20 protein-coding genes and 1 riboswitch are annotated in these 18285 nt (G+C 69.8%); of the genes, 9 read left to right on the forward strand and 11 right to left on the reverse strand.

What is annotated here, in order from left to right; all coding sequences use genetic code 11:
- The first annotated feature begins 2 nt into the window (after nucleotides 1-2).
- Entirely contained in the window at nucleotides 3-404 is a 402-nt protein-coding gene (locus ABZX37_RS32250) for a hypothetical protein (RefSeq protein WP_354745962.1), read from the forward strand.
- A 45-nt stretch (nucleotides 405-449) separates the two neighbouring features.
- Here ABZX37_RS32250 and ABZX37_RS32255 read toward each other — a convergent pair whose 3' ends face one another.
- Nucleotides 450-1295 carry an aminodeoxychorismate lyase gene (locus ABZX37_RS32255; protein ID WP_354745964.1) on the reverse strand — a complete coding sequence of 282 codons (846 nt, stop codon included), beginning with the start codon at nucleotides 1293-1295 and terminating at the stop codon, nucleotides 450-452.
- Between the two features lie 31 nt (nucleotides 1296-1326).
- Here ABZX37_RS32255 and ABZX37_RS32260 point away from each other — a divergent pair, with 31 nt between their 5' ends.
- Genes ABZX37_RS32260 through ABZX37_RS32270 form a run of 3 tightly spaced genes read left to right on the forward strand, consistent with a single transcriptional unit; the run spans nucleotide 1327 to nucleotide 4005 of the window.
- Nucleotides 1327-2448 carry a folate-binding protein gene (locus tag ABZX37_RS32260; RefSeq protein ID WP_354745966.1) on the forward strand — a complete coding sequence of 374 codons (1122 nt, stop codon included), beginning with the start codon at nucleotides 1327-1329 and terminating at the stop codon, nucleotides 2446-2448.
- 49 nt (nucleotides 2449-2497) lie between these two features.
- Entirely contained in the window at nucleotides 2498-3064 is a 567-nt protein-coding gene (locus tag ABZX37_RS32265) for an aerial mycelium formation protein (RefSeq protein WP_354745968.1), read from the forward strand.
- Nucleotides 3061-4005: an asparaginase gene (locus ABZX37_RS32270; RefSeq protein WP_354745970.1), complete on the forward strand. Its 945-nt coding sequence runs from the start codon at nucleotides 3061-3063 to the stop codon at nucleotides 4003-4005. The genes ABZX37_RS32265 and ABZX37_RS32270 overlap by 4 nt, the downstream gene beginning before the upstream one ends.
- Here the strand turns inward: ABZX37_RS32270 and ABZX37_RS32275 are convergent.
- Nucleotides 3986-4882, reverse strand: coding sequence for a hypothetical protein (locus tag ABZX37_RS32275; RefSeq protein WP_354745972.1), 897 nt, complete (start codon nucleotides 4880-4882; stop codon nucleotides 3986-3988). The genes ABZX37_RS32270 and ABZX37_RS32275 overlap by 20 nt on opposite strands.
- A 207-nt stretch (nucleotides 4883-5089) precedes the next feature.
- On the opposite strand from ABZX37_RS32275, the gene ABZX37_RS32280 reads away from it, so the two are divergent.
- From ABZX37_RS32280 to ABZX37_RS32290, 3 genes are all read left to right on the forward strand, one after another.
- Entirely contained in the window at nucleotides 5090-5272 is a 183-nt protein-coding gene (locus tag ABZX37_RS32280; protein WP_037716129.1) for a DUF3073 domain-containing protein, read from the forward strand.
- 111 nt (nucleotides 5273-5383) lie between these two features.
- A complete protein-coding gene (locus ABZX37_RS32285; protein WP_354745974.1) occupies nucleotides 5384-6244 on the forward strand; it encodes a 3-hydroxybutyryl-CoA dehydrogenase in 861 nt (286 codons plus the stop codon).
- Nucleotides 6245-6311: 67 nt separating this feature from the next.
- Complete coding sequence (locus ABZX37_RS32290) at nucleotides 6312-7145, forward strand: alpha/beta hydrolase (RefSeq protein ID WP_354745976.1); 834 nt, start codon at nucleotides 6312-6314, stop codon at nucleotides 7143-7145.
- Here ABZX37_RS32290 and ABZX37_RS32295 read toward each other — a convergent pair.
- Genes ABZX37_RS32295 through ABZX37_RS32310 form a run of 4 tightly spaced genes read right to left on the reverse strand, consistent with a single transcriptional unit; the run spans nucleotide 7138 to nucleotide 11324 of the window.
- Complete coding sequence (locus ABZX37_RS32295) at nucleotides 7138-7923, reverse strand: ECF transporter S component (protein WP_354745978.1); 786 nt, start codon at nucleotides 7921-7923, stop codon at nucleotides 7138-7140. The genes ABZX37_RS32290 and ABZX37_RS32295 overlap by 8 nt on opposite strands.
- The gene (locus ABZX37_RS32300; protein WP_354745980.1) at nucleotides 7920-9578 is read right to left on the reverse strand and encodes an ATP-binding cassette domain-containing protein; all 1659 of its coding nucleotides are present in this window, start codon (nucleotides 9576-9578) and stop codon (nucleotides 7920-7922) included. The genes ABZX37_RS32295 and ABZX37_RS32300 overlap by 4 nt, the downstream gene beginning before the upstream one ends.
- Complete coding sequence (locus ABZX37_RS32305) at nucleotides 9575-10654, reverse strand: CbiQ family ECF transporter T component (RefSeq protein ID WP_354745982.1); 1080 nt, start codon at nucleotides 10652-10654, stop codon at nucleotides 9575-9577. The genes ABZX37_RS32300 and ABZX37_RS32305 overlap by 4 nt, the downstream gene beginning before the upstream one ends.
- On the reverse strand, nucleotides 10641-11324 hold the full coding sequence (locus ABZX37_RS32310; RefSeq protein ID WP_354745984.1) for a hypothetical protein: 684 nt from the start codon (nucleotides 11322-11324) through the stop codon (nucleotides 10641-10643). Before ABZX37_RS32310 ends, ABZX37_RS32305 begins: the two co-directional genes overlap by 14 nt.
- 12 nt (nucleotides 11325-11336) lie before the next feature.
- Nucleotides 11337-11486, reverse strand: a riboswitch (cobalamin riboswitch).
- A gap of 28 nt (nucleotides 11487-11514) precedes the next feature.
- Between ABZX37_RS32310 and ABZX37_RS32315 the strand changes: the two genes are divergently transcribed.
- Nucleotides 11515-12408 (forward strand): Gfo/Idh/MocA family oxidoreductase, encoded by an 894-nt coding sequence (locus ABZX37_RS32315; protein WP_354745986.1) that lies wholly within the window; start codon nucleotides 11515-11517, stop codon nucleotides 12406-12408.
- A 193-nt stretch (nucleotides 12409-12601) separates the two neighbouring features.
- Nucleotides 12602-13333, forward strand: a complete 732-nt coding sequence (locus tag ABZX37_RS32320) for a GNAT family N-acetyltransferase (RefSeq protein WP_354745988.1) — start codon at nucleotides 12602-12604, stop codon at nucleotides 13331-13333.
- Here ABZX37_RS32320 and arfB read toward each other — a convergent pair.
- The 5 genes from arfB to ABZX37_RS32345 form a co-directional block, all read right to left on the reverse strand.
- Nucleotides 13330-13758 carry an alternative ribosome rescue aminoacyl-tRNA hydrolase ArfB gene (arfB, locus tag ABZX37_RS32325; RefSeq protein ID WP_354745990.1) on the reverse strand — a complete coding sequence of 143 codons (429 nt, stop codon included), beginning with the start codon at nucleotides 13756-13758 and terminating at the stop codon, nucleotides 13330-13332. The genes ABZX37_RS32320 and arfB overlap by 4 nt on opposite strands.
- Before the next feature lie 33 nt (nucleotides 13759-13791).
- The gene (gene purM, locus ABZX37_RS32330) at nucleotides 13792-14862 is read right to left on the reverse strand and encodes a phosphoribosylformylglycinamidine cyclo-ligase (protein ID WP_354745992.1); all 1071 of its coding nucleotides are present in this window, start codon (nucleotides 14860-14862) and stop codon (nucleotides 13792-13794) included.
- A 31-nt stretch (nucleotides 14863-14893) separates the two neighbouring features.
- On the reverse strand, nucleotides 14894-16438 hold the full coding sequence (gene purF, locus ABZX37_RS32335; RefSeq protein ID WP_344266235.1) for an amidophosphoribosyltransferase: 1545 nt from the start codon (nucleotides 16436-16438) through the stop codon (nucleotides 14894-14896).
- Nucleotides 16439-17285: 847 nt separating this feature from the next.
- On the reverse strand, nucleotides 17286-17678 hold the full coding sequence (locus ABZX37_RS32340) for a hypothetical protein (protein WP_354745994.1): 393 nt from the start codon (nucleotides 17676-17678) through the stop codon (nucleotides 17286-17288).
- Nucleotides 17665-17904 (reverse strand): DUF397 domain-containing protein, encoded by a 240-nt coding sequence (locus tag ABZX37_RS32345; protein WP_020664000.1) that lies wholly within the window; start codon nucleotides 17902-17904, stop codon nucleotides 17665-17667. The genes ABZX37_RS32340 and ABZX37_RS32345 overlap by 14 nt, the downstream gene beginning before the upstream one ends.
- Nucleotides 17905-18285 lie beyond the last annotated feature (381 nt).

Below are 18285 nucleotides of genomic sequence, written 5' to 3' on the forward strand. Positions count from 1 at the left end.
GCGTGGAACGGGTAACGATCACCGGCGGCGCGGGTTTCCTGGAGCTGAACACCGGAGGACGGGCGGAGCTGCCGCAGTCGCTGCGCATCGCACTCGCGACCGGTCAGCTGCGCCTGCCGCTGGCGGAAACCCTGCGCGAACTGCTGACCCTGCTCGTCGACGGCCAGTACCGGGTCAGCGGCCCGCAGCGCTTCGAGGGTCCCGACCTGGTCCCGGCGAGCGACTGGCCGGACGACGACGATGCCCGCGTCGCGTACTACCGCACGGCGATTCGCTCCGGACACCGTCCGGTGGCGGTGGTTTTGTCCGGTACGCGACCGTTGCTGGTGGACGGGCACCACAAGATCAGCGCGTACCGGGCGGAGGGGGTCACGCCGTCGGTGGTGCTGATCAGCGGGTCGTGAGTGGTTATGCCGGTGAGAACCGGCATAACCACTAGCGAACGCCGCTCAGTACTCGCCCTCGTAAGCCGCCACCAGCTCCCCGTGCAGCGCCGACGACTCCGGCAGCTCCGTCCCGTTCAGCGTGTGCACCCGGGTCACCTTCCGCACCGACGACGTGAGGAAAACGCCGTCCCCCCGCAGCAAGTCGTCCACCGAAAGCGGCTCCACTTTCACCGACCAACCGGCCTTCTCCGCGCCGCGGAACAACGCGTACTGCGTCGTTCCTGGCAGGATGCCAACAGTGGACGGCGGGGTGTAGAGCGTCCGCTCCTTCGCCAGGACGACCGTCGACGTCGGTCCTTCGAGGACCGAATCGTCGGTAGCGGTGAAGATCACATCTTGGGCTCCGCGACGGGCCGCCTCGCGCAGGGCGGCCATGTTCATCGCGTAGGAAACCGTTTTCGCGCCGAGCAAAAGCCACGGGGCGCGCTCGGCGAGTTCGGGGCCGAAACCGCGCTCCAGGGTCACCACCGAGACGCCTTCGGTGCGCGCCCGCAGCACCTTCTCCTCGACCTCCAGGCCCATCGCGAACGCCGTCGGCTTGCCTTCCGGATCACCGTCGACACCCCGCGTATACACGAGTTTCAGCGCGATTTCCGGACCGCCCTCCCACGCGTCGACGACCGCCTGCGCAGCTCGCGCGAAGCCGTCGAGGTCCGGCGCGGGCAGGTCCAGCATCGCCGCGGAACGGGCGAGCCGGTCGAGGTGCGGACGCATTTCCCGCGGCTTTTTCACCGCCACGAGGATCGTTTCGAACACCCCGTCTCCGCGCAGCAGGCCGAGGTCGTCGACCCGGAGGTGGGCGGCTTCGGGGTCGGCCAGTGAACCGTCGAGGAAGGCGAGAACGCGCATCCCCACAAGGTACTCACTTACCCTTAGAGCCATGCCGTACAGCTCGCCGCTGCTCGAAATCCCCCGCGCGGTCGCCGCGCCCGAGGGCCACCCGGAAGCCGGAGTTCCGTGGCACTGGGGCGATCCGTTCGCCGAGCAGCGCACCGCCGCCCGAGGAGTGGTCGTGATCGACCGCTCCCACCGCGAAATCCTCGCCGTCACCGGACCAGAACGCTTGTCCTGGTTGCATTTGGTCATCTCGCAACATGTCACCGAACTCGCCGAGGGCACCGGCACCGAGGCACTCGTGCTCGACAGCCAAGGCCACGTCGACACCCACTTCGTGCTCGCGCACACCGGAGAGACGGTGTACCTCGACAGCGACCCCGATCCGGTCGCCACGAGCGCGTTGCCCAAGGGCGGCAAGCAAACCCTGCGCGAGTACCTCGAAGCGATGAAATTCTGGTCCAAGGTCGAGATTCGCGACGCGACGGAAGAACTGGCCGTTCTTTCGGTGCTCGGCCCGGAGACCGACAGCGTGCTCGGCGTGGAACTCGGCGCGGAGCCGTACTCGGTGACCGCGCTGCCCGAGGGCGGTTTCGCCCGGCGGATGCCGTGGCCGACGCGGGCGGGCGCGGATCTCGTGGTGCCGCGCGCGCAGCTCGCTCAATGGTGGCAACGGCTCACCGACGCCGGCGCGCGTCCGGCCGGCTCGTGGACCTTCGACGCGCTGCGCGTGGAATCGCGGCATCCGCGGCTCGGCGTCGACACCGACGAGCGGACGATCCCGCACGAGGTCGGCTGGATCGGCTCGGCCGCGCACGTCGCGAAGGGCTGCTACCGCGGCCAGGAGACCGTCTCGAAGGTGCACAACGTCGGCCGCCCGCCGCGGTATCTCGCGCTGCTGCACCTCGACGGTTCGCCGGAGATCACCCCGGAGACCGGCGACCCGGTGAAGCTCGGCGAGCGCGTGGTCGGCCGGATCGGCACGGTCGCGCAGCACCACGAACTCGGGCCGATCGCGCTGGCGCTGGTCAAACGCTCGGTGCCGGCCGGGGCGGAACTGCTGGCCGGCGACGAGGACCGAGTGGTCCAGGCCACTGTCGATCCGGACTCGGTGCCGGGCGAACACGCGGCGCCCGGACGGGAAGCAGCGCAGAGACTGCGGGGCTGAAGTGAACTCGACGGTAGCGTCGTCGCGGAATGTGGAGCAGGATGTGCCCGTGATCGAAGTGCGTCCCGGAGGGCGACGACGGATCGACCGCGTCCTCGGCCCGGGATACCTCACCGGATTAGGCGACTTGCCGCTCCCGGTGCTGCGCGAGCGGCGCGACGAGGCCGCGCAGGAAGAGACAGACCTGTCCTACCTGCGCCGGCTCCTGCACGCCCGCATCGACATCGTGCGCGCCGAACAGGAGCGCCGCTCGTCCGGTGGGGAAGCCAGCATCGTCGACCGGCTCGCGTCGATCCTCGCCGACAACGCCCTCGGCCCGGCCGCCGGTTCGGGCCGCCATCAGCAGCTCGAACCGTCCCGCGCGGGCGAGCACCGAAGGCACGCTGAGGCATTGATCGGCGACACCGGGCTCACCGACGTCGGCTCGCTCACCGACGACAAGCTCGCCGCCGCGCTGGACACGTACGCGGCCGAGGAAGCGTCCGTGTCTTCCTTTCGCCGCCAGGTCCAAGGCGTGATGGACACGCTCAACGCCGAGATCGCCGGGCGCTACAGCAGCGGAGCGGCCACTGTGGACCAACTGCTGGACAGCGAACTGGGGCGCGTCGAGGAATGACCGGCCAGCCGATCCTCGTCGAGGTCGTCCGGAACGGGTTCGTCGAGAGCGTCCACCACGGATGTCTCGTCGTGACCGCGCCGGACGGGTCCGTCCAGTTCTCCGCGGGCGACGTGACCAGCCCGTTCTTCCCCCGGTCGGCGAACAAGCCGCTGCAGGGCGTCGGCATGCTCCGCGCCGGGCTCGGCTACGACGGCGCGGACCTGGCGCTGGGCTGCGCCTCGCATTCCGGCGAAACCGGACATCTCGAGCGCGTCTCGGCGATGCTGTCCGGAGCCGGGCTCGATCCCTCGGCGCTGGCCTGCCCGGCCGAGCTGCCGATCGGCGAGGACGCCCGGCGCGCGGCCGACGAGCCGCGGAAGATCACGATGAACTGCTCCGGCAAGCACGCCGCGATGCTCGCCACCTGCGTTGCGAACGGCTGGCCCACCGACGGCTACCAGCTGCCGGACCATCCGCTGCAGGTCCAGCTCGCGAAGACGGTCGAGGAGCTGACCGGCGAATCCATCGCCGCGGTCGGGGTCGACGGCTGCAGCGCGCCGCTGTTCGCGTTCTCGCCGACCGGCCTCGCGCGGTCATTCGGACGGCTGGCGCAGGCCGACCCAGACACCGACGAACGCCGGGTGGCCGACGCGATGCGTGCGCACCCGTGGCTGGTCGCGGGCACCGGCCGGGAAGACACCCTGCTGATGCAGGCCGTGCCCGGGCTGCTGTCGAAGAGCGGCGCGGAGGGCGTCCTGGCGTTCACGCTGGGCGACGGCACCGCGTGCGCGATCAAGATCTCCGACGGGAACAAGCGGGCCTTGGCACCGCTGGCCATGGCCGTCCTCGCTCGCCTGGGCATCGAGGCGCCGGAAGAGCTGGCCGACCTGGCTCACCCGCCGGTGCTCGGCGGCGGCGAACGCCAGGGCGAGCTGCGGGTCAGTTGGAGTGCTCCTTAGCCGCGAGGTCGCCCCAGAACTCGCGCAGCTGCGAAAACAGCTCGGCCAGCTCCTCGACGTTCCCGGTGCGCAGCGCGTCGAGGATGTCGTGGACCTCCTCCGCGGTGGAGTCGGCGTCCAGCAGCGAGTCGGCGAAAAGCTGCACGAGGCCGCCGTAGTCCAGTTCGACGACCGAGTCCGAATCGAAGCTCTCCAGCCACTGGCGGGTCTGCGAGAGCACCCGGCCGGGGCCGGAGTCGCCGAAGGTCGTCTCGATCAGCTCGCCCGCGTCGGACGCCCGCCGCAGCGCCTCGGACATCGGGGTGCGCCAGGACGCTTCCCGCGTCGGGTCGGCCGGGCCGCTGCCGAGCACGAGCTTGCGCTCGTCCGGGTCGATCAGCGAGAACCAGGGCAGCGGGACGGTCCAGGTGGTGGTGAGGGTGTGCGCGGCGGTCGCGGTGAGGTCGGTCATCGCGGCCTTGGTCTGGGCGCGGGCGCGCTCCGCGGTGACGCCGCCGGAGTCGAGGACCGCGATCCGCAACGCCGGCTCGGCGTCGGCGAGGAAGGTGCTCAGCGCGGCGGCCGAGCGGGCGCGCAGTTCGAGCGGGCACGCGAACGGGCCCTCGGCCGAGTGACCGGCGGGGACGTCGGCCGGGTCGAGCACGAGCACGTCGTTGACGAGGCTCGGCGAGGGCCGCCCGTCGCGCAGCTGCGCGGGCAGCAACCGCACCGGCGCGGCCGCTTGTGACTTGAGCCACATCCACTGTTCGCGTTCGCCGATTCCGACCCGGCTGAGCCCGCCCGCGGAAACGGCCTGGACCAGCTGCTGCGCGGGGGGATCGCCCAGCGCGCGCAGAGGTTCGTACACCCGCAGATAGGCCACGAAGGGTCGGAGCACCCGAGCATCGTGGCACGCCGACCAGGGCCGATCGGCATCGACGTGCCGGTAACCGGCGTCCGGCGGACACTGTCGCGACGAGCACACCGTGCCACGTCGCATCCAACCCCCGGGACACGGTACGGTGTCAGCAGGAAAGAACTGTCGAGACGATGCGGGGCCGCCGATTCCCCCGGCCGCCCCGCCCCTGTGCGAGGGGGTCGAGCCATGGGGCGCGGCCGGGCTAAGGCCAAGCAGACGAAGGTGGCGCGCGAGCTCAAATACAGCTCCCACGAAACCGACTTCGATGCTTTGCAGCGCGAGCTGTCGAGTAGTTCCTCGGACAACCACGAGGACGACAAGCGGTACGAGGACCCGTACGACGACGGGTACGACGAGTACCGCCGTTGACGCAGGCACACGACACGCGAGGGCGGAATCGGACTGAGGTCCGAGACGCCCTCGTGCGTTGTGTGCTGCCCGTTTTCTTGCTGTCGGCGAGGTGACGAAGGAGTTGGACGGGTGAGCGACATCGCACGAGTAGGTGTGGTCGGAGCAGGGCTGATGGGCTCCGGCATCGCCGAGGTGCACGCCAGGTCCGGGTTGGACGTGCTGGTCACCGAGGTGAACCAGCCCGCTCTGGACGCGGGCAAGGCGCGCATCGAGAAGTCGCTGCAACGCGGCGTCCGCAACGGCAAGCTGGCCGCCGAGGACGCCGAGGCGGCGCTCGGGCGGCTGCGCTTCACCACGGACATCGCCGAGTTCGCCGACCGCGATCTCGTCGTCGAGGCCATCCTGGAACAGGAACAGGCCAAGGTCGACGTGTTCCGGGCACTGGACAAGATCGTCGAGAGCGAGGACGCGGTGTTCGCGTCCAACACGTCGTCGATCCCGATCATGAAGCTCGGCATGGCCACCGGCCGTCCGCAGCAGGTCGTCGGCATCCACTTCTTCAACCCGGTGCCGGTGCTGCCGCTGGTCGAACTGGTCCCGTCGCTGCTGACCAGCGAGGACACCGCCCGCCGCGCCGAGGAACACGCCACCGGCGCGCTGGGCAAGACGGTGATCCGGTCGCAGGACCGGGCCGGGTTCATCGTGAACTCGCTGCTCGTGCCGTACCTGCTGTCGGCGATCCGGATGATCGAATCGGGCTTCGCCTCGGCCGAGGACATCGACCGAGGCATGGAGCTGGGCACGGCGCATCCGATGGGTCCGCTGCGGCTGTCCGATCTGATCGGCCTCGACACCATCAAGGCGATCGCGGACTCGATGTACGCCGAGTTCAAGGAGCCGCTGTACTCGTCGCCGCCGTTGCTGCTGCGCATGGTCGACGCCGGGCTGCTCGGCAAGAAGACCGGCCGCGGGTTCTACTCCTACTCCTGACTTTAGTTGCGGGCCTGATCCACCTTCCCCGCTGTGCGGGGCCGGGCGGGTCGCTTGACTGTGCGGCATGACTTCGACGTTCGTCTTCGCCGCCGGTGCCAACGGCGTGTCCGCCGCCCCGCCGGAACTCGTGCTGCGCGGGTATCGCGGGGTGGGGGTGCCGCAGCCGGAGCAGCAGTTTCGGCTGTCGTATCAGGCTCCGCAGGATCTCGGCGCGTTCGCCACGGAACCGTCGGCGCTGGCCGGCGTGACCGTTGCCGACCAGGTCGCGTCCACTGTGGACGTCGTCCGCCGGGCGGCGGCGCTGGGCCCGGTCGTGCTGGTCGGGTCGAGCATCGGCGGCGCGCTGGTCACGCTCGTCGCCGAAGAGGTCCCGGAGCTGGTGTCGGCGCTGGTCTACGACGCCGCGTTCTGCTGTGTCGAACTGCCGACGCCGGAGGAGTACCTGACGACGCCTGAAGCCGCGTCGTCGCAGGTCGGGGCGATGCTCGGGTTCATCGCGGCCGACCCGGCAGTGATCGGCGCGATGCGTTTCAACTGGCGTTCTTCCTCCGCGGAGGCGCTGACGGCGGCGAAGGCGGCGCTCTGCGCGGACGCCACCGACGGCGAGTTCTACGCCCTGCTCAACGCGATGGCTCCGGACGACATCATCGGCCGCGGCGCCACCGACTCGCGCGGCACGCCGGATCGGTGGGGGCGCGTCCGTAGGTGCTACGTCCGGCATCTCCAAGACCGCTTGGTGCCGCTCGCCTTGCAGGACCGGATGATCGCCGAGGCCGACGCGCGCACGCCCGGCACGCGGTTCGAGGTGCACGACATCGACACCTCGCACTTCCCGAACGCGGCCGGGATGGCCCAGTTCGTCGAGGTGCTGGACAAGGTCGGCCAGTCGGTCAGCTGAACGCCGCTCGTCGCGCGGCCCGGCGCAGTACCGTCAGGATCGCCGGGCCCAGCACGACGATCGCGACCAGATTCGTGAGCGCGCGGCCGGTGTCCCAGCCCAACGTAGACGTCAGCACGGTGAAGACCAGGAACCGGTGCAGGTTTTCGCCGAGCGGGCCGCCCGGGACGAAGTCCAGCGCGGTGTGGCTCGCCAGGAACGGCCAGGTGAACAGGCTCATCGCGAGCCCGTAGAAGTAGGCGGCGACCACGCCGTAGGCCGCCAGCATCGCGATCTCCCACCGGCCCTTCGCCCGGCGCGGCAGCAGCCCGGCGCCGAGGCCGACCAGTGCAGACGCCAGCATCTGGAAGGGCAGCCACGGCCCGACGCCGCCGGTGAGCAGGGCGGACGCGAACAGCGACGTCGACCCGAGGACGAACCCGAAGCCCGGTCCGAAGACCCGCCCGGCCAGCACGAGCAGGAAGAACACCAGCTCGATCCCGCCGGTGCCCGCGCCGAGCGGACGCAGCGCGGCGTTCACCGCGGACAGCACGCCGAGCAGCGCGAGCGCCTTCGCGTCGAGTCCGCCGCTGGACAGCTCGGCCAGCACGATCAGGATCAGCACCGGAAGCGTCACGAGGAAAACGAACGGCGCGTCGGTCACGTGCGCGGAGGTGCCGACGGTGCTGCGGGCGAGCAGCGGCCAGCAGAACATCGCCAGCCCGACCACGACGGCGGCCGTCAGCACCAGCGCCGTGCGGCGCCGGATGCGGACGGCTGGGCCCAGGAAATCTGTCACGCCAGCGCCTTCGCCACCGCGTCCACGGTCAGCCACGGCTCCGGCGCGAGGATCTTCGCGACCTGCGGTGCGAAGGCGGGCGAGGCTACGACGACGTCCGCGGTCGGGCCGTCGGCGACCACTTCGCCCTCGGCCAGAACCACGACGCGGTGTGCGGCGGAGGCGACGAACTCAACGTCGTGGGTGGCGAGCAGCACCGCGTGTCCCTCGGCGGCCAGGTCGGCGAGGATGGCCGCGAAGTGCCGTTTCGCCGGGTAGTCGAGGCCGCGGGTGGGCTCGTCCAGCAGCATGACCGGCGGGGCGGCGGCAAGCTGGACAGTCAGGACCAAGGCGAGTCGCTGGCCTTCGGACAGGTCACGCGGGTTGGTGTCGTCTTCGATGCCGGGCACAAGGCGGTCGAGAAGCTTCCGCGCGGTGCCTGGCGGGACGTCCGATTCGACGTCGGCCTGTCGGCATTCCGCGCCGACTGAGTCGAGATACAGCAGGTCAGACGGGGTCTGCGGGACCAACCCGACCCGCGTGCGGGCAGCGCGCGACCGGAGCGTCTTCGGATCTGCGCCGAGGACGTCGACGGTGCCGTCGGAGCGGGGTCCGCTGCCCTGCAACGCCCACAGCAGCGAGGACTTGCCCGAGCCGTTCCGACCCATCAGCGCGACGACCTCGCCTTGGTTCAGCCGCAGGTCAACGCCGCGAACCGCGTTCACGCCGCCATACCGGACCCGCACGCCCCGCGCCTTGAGCACCGCCTCCCCAGAACGCCCCAATGTGGCATTGGGTGCGTCAGATGCACCGAACGCCACATTGGGTGCGTCGCATGCACCCAATGCCACATTGGGGCGACGCTCGGCCAGGCGTTCCCGCAGCGGACGGGCGAGCCGACGGGCGTCGCGGACCGAAAGCGGCAGCGGCGACCAACCCGCGAGTCGGCCCAACTCGACGATCGGCGGCGCGACGTCGGTCTCGGCGAACACCTCCGCCGGTGGGCCGGAGACCACGGTGCCGTCGCCGGGCAGGTAGAGCAGGCGGTCGGCGTACTGCGCGACGCGTTCCATCCGGTGCTCGGCGACGACGACTGTCGTGCCCAAGTCGTGCACCAGCCGGGTGATCGCGGCCAGCACCTCCTCGGCCGCGGTCGGGTCGAGCGCCGACGTCGGTTCGTCCAGCACCAACACGCTCGGGTGCGCCGTGAGCACCGCGCCGATCGCGACGCGTTGCTGCTGCCCGCCGGAGAGCGTCCGAAGTGGACGGTCGCGGAGTTCGGCGATGCCCAGCAGATCAAGGGTCTCCTCGACGCGCTTGCGCATCACGTCCGGTGCGACGGCGAGCTGCTCCATCGCGTACGCCAGTTCTTCCTCGACGGTGTCGGTGACGAATCCGGCCAGCGGATCCTGCCCGACCACGCCGACCACTGACGCCAGCTCGCGCGGCGGATGCGTCGCGGTGTCGAGCCCGGCGACCTCGACGCGTCCGCTCAGCGTGCCGCCGGTGAAATGCGGGACGAGACCGTTGATCGCGCCGAGCAATGTCGACTTACCGACACCAGTGCGTCCGGCGACGAGGCAGAGTTCGCCTTCCTCGATCGTGAGGTCGACGTCCCGCAGCACCGGCCGGTCCGCCCCGTCGTACGTGACGCTGACGTGCGAAAACTCGATCATCGGGCGACCTCCGACACCAGCGCCGGACGCGGCGCGAACCAAGCGGGCAACACGCTGATCAGCACCGCGACGGTCGGCAGCAGCGGCAGCTCCGGCCAGGTCAGCGGGCTGGCCGGGGTGGTGAGCGAAACCGGGTCGGCGATCAGCACGAGCACTGCGGTCGCGACGCCGCACAGCGCCACCAGCGTCTCCGGCAGCCGCCACGGATCGGGCCGATAGGTCGTGCGCCGAATCTGCCGTCCGCCCAGCACGAATCCGGCGGCGGCCAGCACCAGACCGGCGACGAGCATCGGCACGCCGAGCCACGACGCGGACCCGTCGAGCACGCCGTAAACCCCCACCGCGACGCCGACCAGCCCGGCCAGCACGCAGGTCGCGATCAGCATCCGGACGCGCGGCGAGAGATACGCGCGCCGTCCGTAGCCGCGGGAATCCATCGCCGACGCGAGTTGCAGCGATCGGTCCATGGCGTCGGCGAGCACCGGCACGAAAATCCCCTTCACGAACCGCAGGCCGCGCGTCTTTCCGGACCGAAGCCGACGCGCGCGGCGCACTCGCTGCACGCTTTCGACCAGCTGCGGTGCCACGGACAACGCGACCGTGACCGCCGTACCCACCTCATACAGCGCGCCGGGTACGGCCTTGAGCAGGCGTTTCGGGTTCGCCAGCGCGTTCGCGGCTCCGATGCAGAGCACGATCGTGGCCAGCCGGAGCCCGTCGTACAGCCCGCCGAGCAGCTCCTCGGCCGAAGTGGGACCGAGGAGCTGAATACCGGCGGCGACGCTCGGCAGCGGGATAGTCGGCAGCGTGAACAGGATGTGGCCGCCGTCCTCGCCGCCGATCAGGATCCGGAACAGCACGCGCGACGCCAGGATCACCCCGGCGATCCAGGCGTACATCCGGAACGCCAGCGCCCAGGGCGCGTCGCCGCGGCGGAGCATCACGACGAACCCGGCCACCGCGATCACCAAGGCGAGCAAAACCGGGTTCGTGGTCCGGCTCGCGGCGACGGCGAGCGCGAGCGCCCACACCCACCACGCGCCGGGATGGAGCGCTCGCGGACTACTTCCCGCCACGTTTGCGGCGAAGGAAGGGCGACTTCTCGTCAAGGTCGCGGCGCGTCATGACGAACGCCCCGACCAGCCCGATCACCACCACGATCCCGAGCCCGATCACCAGGCCCCACGGGAAGCTGCTGTCCGAAGTGGACGCCGGAGCCTGGGCGGGCGCGGCGGCCTTGCGCACCGGCTCGGTGCGCGGCGGCGGATACTCGGTGTAGGACTTGCCGATCGCGAACGACCAGCCCTCGAACGCCCCGGCGGGCGGCTTCCAGCTCTGCGCGCCGACCTGCGCCGAGGCCCACTTGCCGCCGTTGGTGGCGGTCCAGAAGCTCCACGACGCCTTCTCCGGCGGCATCCCGGTGCAGGTCTGGTCGGCGGGCTTGCCCTCGATCTTGCACATCACGGCCAGGCCGTATTTGCCCGCACCGCTGAGTTCGAAGCCCGCGTTTTGCAGGGCGGTGACGCCGTTTTCCTGCTTGCCGGGCGCGCACCGGATGAGGGTTTCCCCGCCAAGCCCCTGGAAATCGACGATGACCGTGACGCCGTTGTCGTCCTGGCAATAGCCGTCGGTGCCCTTGCCGGGCGTGGTCGCGGAGGCGGAGGACGCACCGCCTAAACCGGTAGCGACGAGAAGAGCGCAGCCGGCGAGGACTCGCCCCCAGTGCCGCGCGTGCACGAACCGCATGTCAGATGTACCTCGCATCGATCGGACCACGACGGGCGATCCGGCTCGCGGTCCCTCGCGGGGCCGCTCACGGTTGCGGGCCAGCGCCGGATTCTCACCGGCTTCCCCCGTTCGTGGCGAAGAACTTGTCGACGTTAACGCACCGCAGGCCCCGCTGGAAGCGACCGCGGCCACACCTACACTTCCGGGCGTGGGACAGGACCAGTTGCGCGTCGGCCTCGTAGGAACCGGACCGTGGGCCACCACGGTGCACGCCCCCGGGCTCGCGGATCATCCAGGGACCGTGCTCAGTGCCGTGTGGAGCCGACGGCCGGAAGCCGCCGCCGCGCTCGCGCAGGCCTACGACGCCGTGCCGACCAGCGATCTGGACGAGCTGTTCGAGCAGGTCGACGCGCTCGCGTTCGCGGTGCCGCCGACGGTGCAGGCCGAACTGGCCACCCGGGCCGCGGAGGCGGGCAAGCACCTGATCCTCGAGAAACCGATCGCCCCCGACCTCGCCGCGGCGCAGCGTCTCGCCGACGCGGTGGCCTCCGCTGGCGTCGCGTCGCTGGTGATGCTGACCCTGCGGTTCGCCCAGCAGACGCGCGACTGGCTGGACGGCGTCACCGCTGCTGGCGGTTGGCGCGGCGGCAGTGTGCGGTGGCTGTCCGGCGCACTGCTCGCCGGGAAGTACGCGACCTCGGCCTGGCGGCAGGATCCGGCTGCCGGCGCGCTCGCCGATATCGGCCCGCACGCGTTCGACCTGCTCGACGCCGCTCTCGGCCCGATCACCAACGTCCTCGCCGCACACCGCGGTCCCGAGGACCTGTGGCAACTGCTGCTCGAACACGAAGACGGCATCACGAGCACCGCGACGCTCAGCCTGCGCCTGCCGGTGCAGCCGACAGTGGTCGAGTATTCGGTCTTCGGCGAGCACGGCTTCCGCACCCTCGGCCGTACCGGCGCGGCGAACGACGCATACACCGCGCTGCTGGACGATTTCGCCGCGATGGTGTCATGCGGAACGACCACGCACCCCTGCGATGTCCGGAGGGGCGTACACCTGGCTCGAATCGTGGACCAGGCGCGCGCTGCCCTTCGCTGAGCCCGTTAATTCGCTTGCCCGGTCTGAGACGATGAACGGGAAGTTCGTTTCGGACGAAGGAATGCCTATGTGCTCCGCCACGGCCCACTCCGGCCGCGTGGCCTGAGCTGTTCGGCCTGCGCGCCGGTCGTGGGGTTCGCCCTGCCCGGTTCTTGTGCCGCATTCCTTCTTTCCCGAAAGGCTTCCACCAGAGATGTCCGCCCTTCAGGCATACGTTCGCGCGACCGCACCGATCGGCCGCGACACCGAGCGAATCGGCCCGTTCCTGGCGACTTTCGCCCAGGACAGCTCACATCCGATGGAGAACTACGCCATCCCCGACGACGGCGCGAAGCCCTCGTCCGCCGAAATCGCTCTCTTGATTTCCGCCTATCAGCAACGAAACCTCCTGCCACGACTGGAGTTCTTCACCGACGCGGCTCCCGACGTCGAGGCACCCCTCGTCGCCTCAGGCTTCACGCTGGAACGACGCGTCCCCGTGATGATCTGCACCGCCGAGGACCGCGTCGACTGTGCTTCACCGGACCACATTCAGCTGCGGGAACCGTTGACTGACAACGAATTCCGCCGCCTGCGGTCCGTGCAGAACGTCGCCTTCGGAGAGTCGCCGGAGGTGTCGGACGCCGATGTCGAACGCAACCGCAACTACCTGACCGTCCTGGCCGAACAAGGCGAAACCATTGTGGGCGGCGGAATCGCGCTGGACATCGTGTCCGGCGCGACGGAAATCGTCGGCATCGCCGTAGCGGCTGAGTACCGTAACCAAGGCATCGCGGCGGCAATCACCGCGCGCCTGACGCGCCTCGCTCACGAACGCGGCGCACGGACGGCTTTCCTTACGCCGGGCGATGTCGGCATCGGGACGGTGTACCAACGCGCCGGGTATCAAGTCGCCGGTGAGTGCGTGCACCTGTCGCTGACCTAATCGTCGTACCGACCGCCGCGACCGCGCTTCACATCACTGCGGCGCTTCTTCGCCGCCAAACGGCGCTCCTTCGAACCCCGCGACGGCTTCGTAGGACGTCGTTTGGCAGGCGGCGGCGCGGAAGCCTTCGTCAGCACGTCAGCCAGCCGCTCCCGAGCCGCGTCGCGGTTCATCAGCTGGGAGCGGTATTCGCTGGCCGCGATGGTCAGCACGCCGTCGACCAGACGCGTGCCCAAGCGGGTCGTGATGCGTTCCTTCAGCGCGGGCGGGATCACGGCGGAGCTCGCGACGTCGAACGACAGCTCGACGCGCGAGTCCGTCGTGTTCACGCCCTGTCCCCCCGGCCCCGAGGACCGGGAGAACCGCTCTCGCAGTTCGGCGCCCGGGATCACGAACCGGGCGCCGACGCGTACGTCCTCCGCCATGTCTTCAGTGTCTCAAGACGTGGCAAGCGGCTTTCAGAACCGCGGGTGGTCGCCGGACAGCACCGCGCGCGGGCCGTCCGGGTCTTCGGCGGGCTGGACGTCGCCGAGGATCCACGCGGGCACGTGCCGCGCGGTGAGCACCGCCAGCGCCCGGTCGACGTCCTCGGCCGACACGATCGCGACCATGCCGACGCCCATGTTGAACGTCTTCTCCAGCTCCGCGCGCTCGACCTTGCCGCGCTGCCCGATCAGCGCGAACACCGAGGCCGGCGTCCACGTGCCGCGTTCGAGCTTGGCGACGAGACCGCGCGGCATCACGCGCGCGAGGTTGGCCTCGAGGCCGCCGCCGGTGATGTGCGCGAACGTGCGCACCTCGGTCTCGGCGACCAGCGCGAGGCAGTCCTTCGCGTAGATCTTGGTGGGCTCTAGCAGTTCCTCGCCGAGGGTGCGGCCGAACTCCTCGACGTGCCCGTCCAGCGGCATCCGCGCGATGTCCAGCAGCACGTGCCGGGCCAGCGAGTAGCCGTTGGAGTGCAGCCCGGACGAGCCCATCGCGATCACGACGTCACCGGGGCGGACCTTCTCCGGCGACAGCAGCGCGGACGCCTCGACCGCGCCGACCCCGGTGGCCGACAGGTCGTAGTCGTGCTCGCCCATCAGGCCCGGGTGCTCGGCGGTCTCGCCGCCGAGCAGCGCGCAACCGGCCTGGACACAGCCCTCGGCGATGCCGCCGACCAGCGCCGCGATCTTCTCCGGCACGACCTTGCCGACCGCGATGTAGTCCTGCAGGAACAGCGGCTCGGCCCCGGTGACGACGAGGTCGTCGACCACCATCGCGACCAGGTCGATGCCGACCGTGTCGTGCTTGTCGAGCGCCTGCGCGACCGCGATCTTGGTGCCGACGCCGTCCGTGGAGGAGGCGAGGATCGGCTCTTTCCACTTGTCGAGCTTGAGGGAGAAGAGCCCGGCGAAGCCGCCGACCCCGCCGCGCACCTCGGGCCTCGTGGCCCGCTCGGCGTGTGGCTTGAGCAGCTCGACGGCCTGGTCACCGGCGTCGATGCTGACCCCGGCGGCTGCGTACGTGGCGCTCGTGGACTCGCTCACGGAAGCGGACTCCCTACTGGACTTGCTTGGTTCACGGACGCCGGACGGCGTCTTCGGCACCGTACCCGGCCGCACTGACGGGAGCGGCCGCGCCACCTGCGGCGTCCATGCTTTCGAGCAGGTGCTTGCCGATGAGCGCGTCCTCGGGCAGCGCGATCGGGTACTCGCCGGAGAAGCAGGCCGTGCACAGCCGCGACTTCGGCTGCTCCGACGCCGCGACCAGGCCGTCCAGCGAAATGTAGCCGAGCGAATCGGCCCCGATCGACCGGCGGATGCCGTCGAGGTCGACGCCGTTGGCGACGAGTTCGGCCCGCGAGGCGAAGTCGATGCCGTAGAAGCACGGCCACCGCACCGGCGGCGACGCGATCCGCACGTGCACCTCGAGCGCACCGGCCTCGCGCAGCATCCGCACGAGCGCGCGCTGGGTGTTGCCGCGGACGATCGAGTCGTCCACCACCACCAGGCGCTTGCCGCGGATGACGTCGCGCAGCGGGTTCAGCTTCAGCCGGATGCCGAGCTGCCGGATGGTCTGCGACGGCTGGATGAACGTGCGCCCGACGTAGGCGTTCTTGACCAGACCGGTGCCGTACGGAAGGCCGGAGCCCTGCGCGTACCCGATCGCGGCCGGGGTGCCGGACTCCGGCACGGGCATCACGAGGTCGGCGTCGACCGGGTGCTCGACGGCCAGCTTCCGGCCGATCTCGACGCGCGTGGCGTGCACGCTGCGGCCGGCGATCGACGTGTCCGGACGCGCGAGGTAGACGTACTCGAAGACGCAGCCCTTGGGCTCCGGGTTCGCGAACCGCGAGGAACGCAGCCCCTCGGCGTCGATGGCGATCAGTTCGCCCGGCTCGACCTCGCGCACGAACGACGCGCCGCAGATGTCGAGCGCGGCGGTCTCGCTCGCCACGACCCAGCCGCGCTCCAGCCGACCGAGCACCAGCGGGTGCACGCCGTGCGGGTCGCGGGCCGCGTACAGGGTGTTCTCGTCGGCGAAGACCAGGCAGAACGCGCCCTTGAGGGTCGGCAGCAGCTCGAGCGCGGCGGCCTCGATGCCCTTGTCGGCGGCGTTCGCGGCGAGCAGGCCGCAGACGAGGTCGGAGTCGCTGGAGGACCCGGTGAGCCCGGCGTGCGGCTTCAGCCCCGCGGCGACGGTGCGATCGCGCAGCTCGGCGGTGTTGACCAGGTTGCCGTTGTGCGCGAAGGACAGGCCGCTGCCGGTGTCCGTGGTGCGGAAGATCGGCTGGGCGTTCTCCCAGATCGTGGCTCCGGTCGTGGAGTACCGGCAGTGCCCGACGGCGATGTGCCCCTGCAAGGACTGCAGGACCTGCTCGTCGAAGACCTGGCTGACGAGCCCGAGGTCCTTGAAGACGACGATCTGCGAGCCGTCCGAGACGGAGATGCCCGCTGCCTCCTGCCCGCGGTGCTGCAGGGCGTAGAGGCCGTAGTAGGTGAGCTTGGCGACTTCTTCCCCGGGAGCCCAGACGCCGAAGACGCCGCACTCCTCACGGGGTTCCGGATCGGGTTGATCTTGATCTTCGGGTCGAGCAGGACTGGCGGAGGGGTCGGAAACCACCGAGGAGCTCCCAGGAAGACGCGGGCGGGCCACGTCCAAGTGTAAGGGGTGGATCGGGCGGGGAAGGGGGTTGCGGCGTGGTTCTGACCACTACGGGGGAGGGAGTCGCGGAGCGGTGATCTGGTTTTGGAGCGGGGGTCTTTCGTTTGTGCTCGTTGTGGCACTCGGCTCGTCGCCTGGCGGCGACATTGCCGTTTCTTCCTGGGCAGGCACCCCGAAGCCGATTGTGATGACGGTCTGAGGGTGCTTGTCAAGGCGGGAAAGATGCCTTGACAAGCACCCTCAGACCGCATTTGGGCTTCGTATCGGGGTGCGGGGCGGGAGTGGCTGCATGGCTGAGTTGGGGGTGCGGGATTGCGGTTTAGGGCTGCGCGGCTGGGGTGCGTGGGCGCGTTGGGGTCGCGGGTGGGGCTCGTGCACCAATGTGGCATTGGGTGCGTGCGACGCACCCAATGTGGCGTTGGGGGCATCGCGGCGGCGGTGAGCGGGCGGGCTGTGAAGGGCCCCTTGAGGGAATCTAAGTCCGTGAAGGGGGTCCCTCACGGCGTTGCGCGGGTCGTGAGGGGAACCCTGAGGGACTCTGAGTCCCTCAAGGTTCCCCTCACGGACGCCTGACCCCGCCCAGATACTTCGACCTGGGCAAACCGCATCCGCAGCGCCGCTTTAAGTCCCTGGCATTGCCGCCGCTGCCGCGAGGGCGGACCTCACGGCAGCTGCCCAGGCACGCGCGGCGGCGGGACGGGGGCAGAAATGAACCAGGCCCCGTACGAAGTGGATTGGGCCACTTCGTACGGGGCCTGAAATCTGGGAGGCACCGGTGGGGACAAGCGCGGGGAGAGAGGGCGAATCAGCGAGCGGCTAGCCACTTCGAGCGGCCGCCTCGGCCTGGGACCCAGCAGCCGGTTGTGGAGGCTGCGGTGAGGGTGGCCGGCGGGCGCTCGGGGAGGGCCAGCACTTCGCCCAGCACCTGGCTTGCTTCGCCTCGCGAGCGCCACAGAGTGGTCGCGGGGGCGAAGATGTTCTGCTCGCCGCCAGGCAGGCGCGTGGCCTCGACGTCGTCCTCAGCATTGAGCCGGACGACGTCCACCACGTTGTCGTGGACTCGCACTCCGACCACGGCCTGCACTTCGCCGCTTCCGTCCGTCGGGTGGACGAACTGGTAGCCGCGGTCGATGAGCTTTTGCAGGCCTTGCTCGACGTCGAAGGCGGGTCCGGCGACGGTGGTCTCAGCCGAGGACATCGTCGAATTCGCCGTCTTTCGCGCCGGCGAGGAAGGCCGCCATTTCGGCGCGCGTGTAGACCAGCGCGGGGCCCTCCGGGAAGCGCGAGTTCCGCATCGCGATCTCGCCCGAGGTCAGCGGGGCTACTTCAACACAGTTGCCTACCGCGCCGCTGTAGCTCGCCTTGCGCCACTGGGCGCCGGTCAGACGGTCGGCCGGAATACCGTTCTCGAACCGCTCAGCCATGATGCCACCTTCCGGGAAGGACGATGAAAAGCTCAGGAATCTGCATGTGCATCTGCCCGCGACTTTGACGCTAGCACGCGCGCATGCAGCGGTAAATGCACGTGCAGAATTTTCTGCAAATTTCTCACTGCGTGACGACACGGTTCAGTAGAAGTTCCCGGACAGGTGATTCGAGCACTACCTGAACGGGCTAATTATTACCTTGAGTAATGATATTGGCGGTCTGATAACGCAACGCGTTCGTGACTCGCTACCGCTGGGTGCAGCGGGTGAATGAAAAACACTGAGCGTGATGACTCACGCGGCAGCAGGAAGGCGTGGAACCGGGTCAGTGGAAAGAGACTTCCGGACTTATGCACGCTCGGTGATGAGAATGCGGGT

Origin of the sequence: Amycolatopsis sp. NPDC004079, from assembly GCF_040610415.1 — a bacterium.
Lineage (GTDB): Bacteria > Actinomycetota > Actinomycetes > Mycobacteriales > Pseudonocardiaceae > Amycolatopsis > Amycolatopsis halotolerans.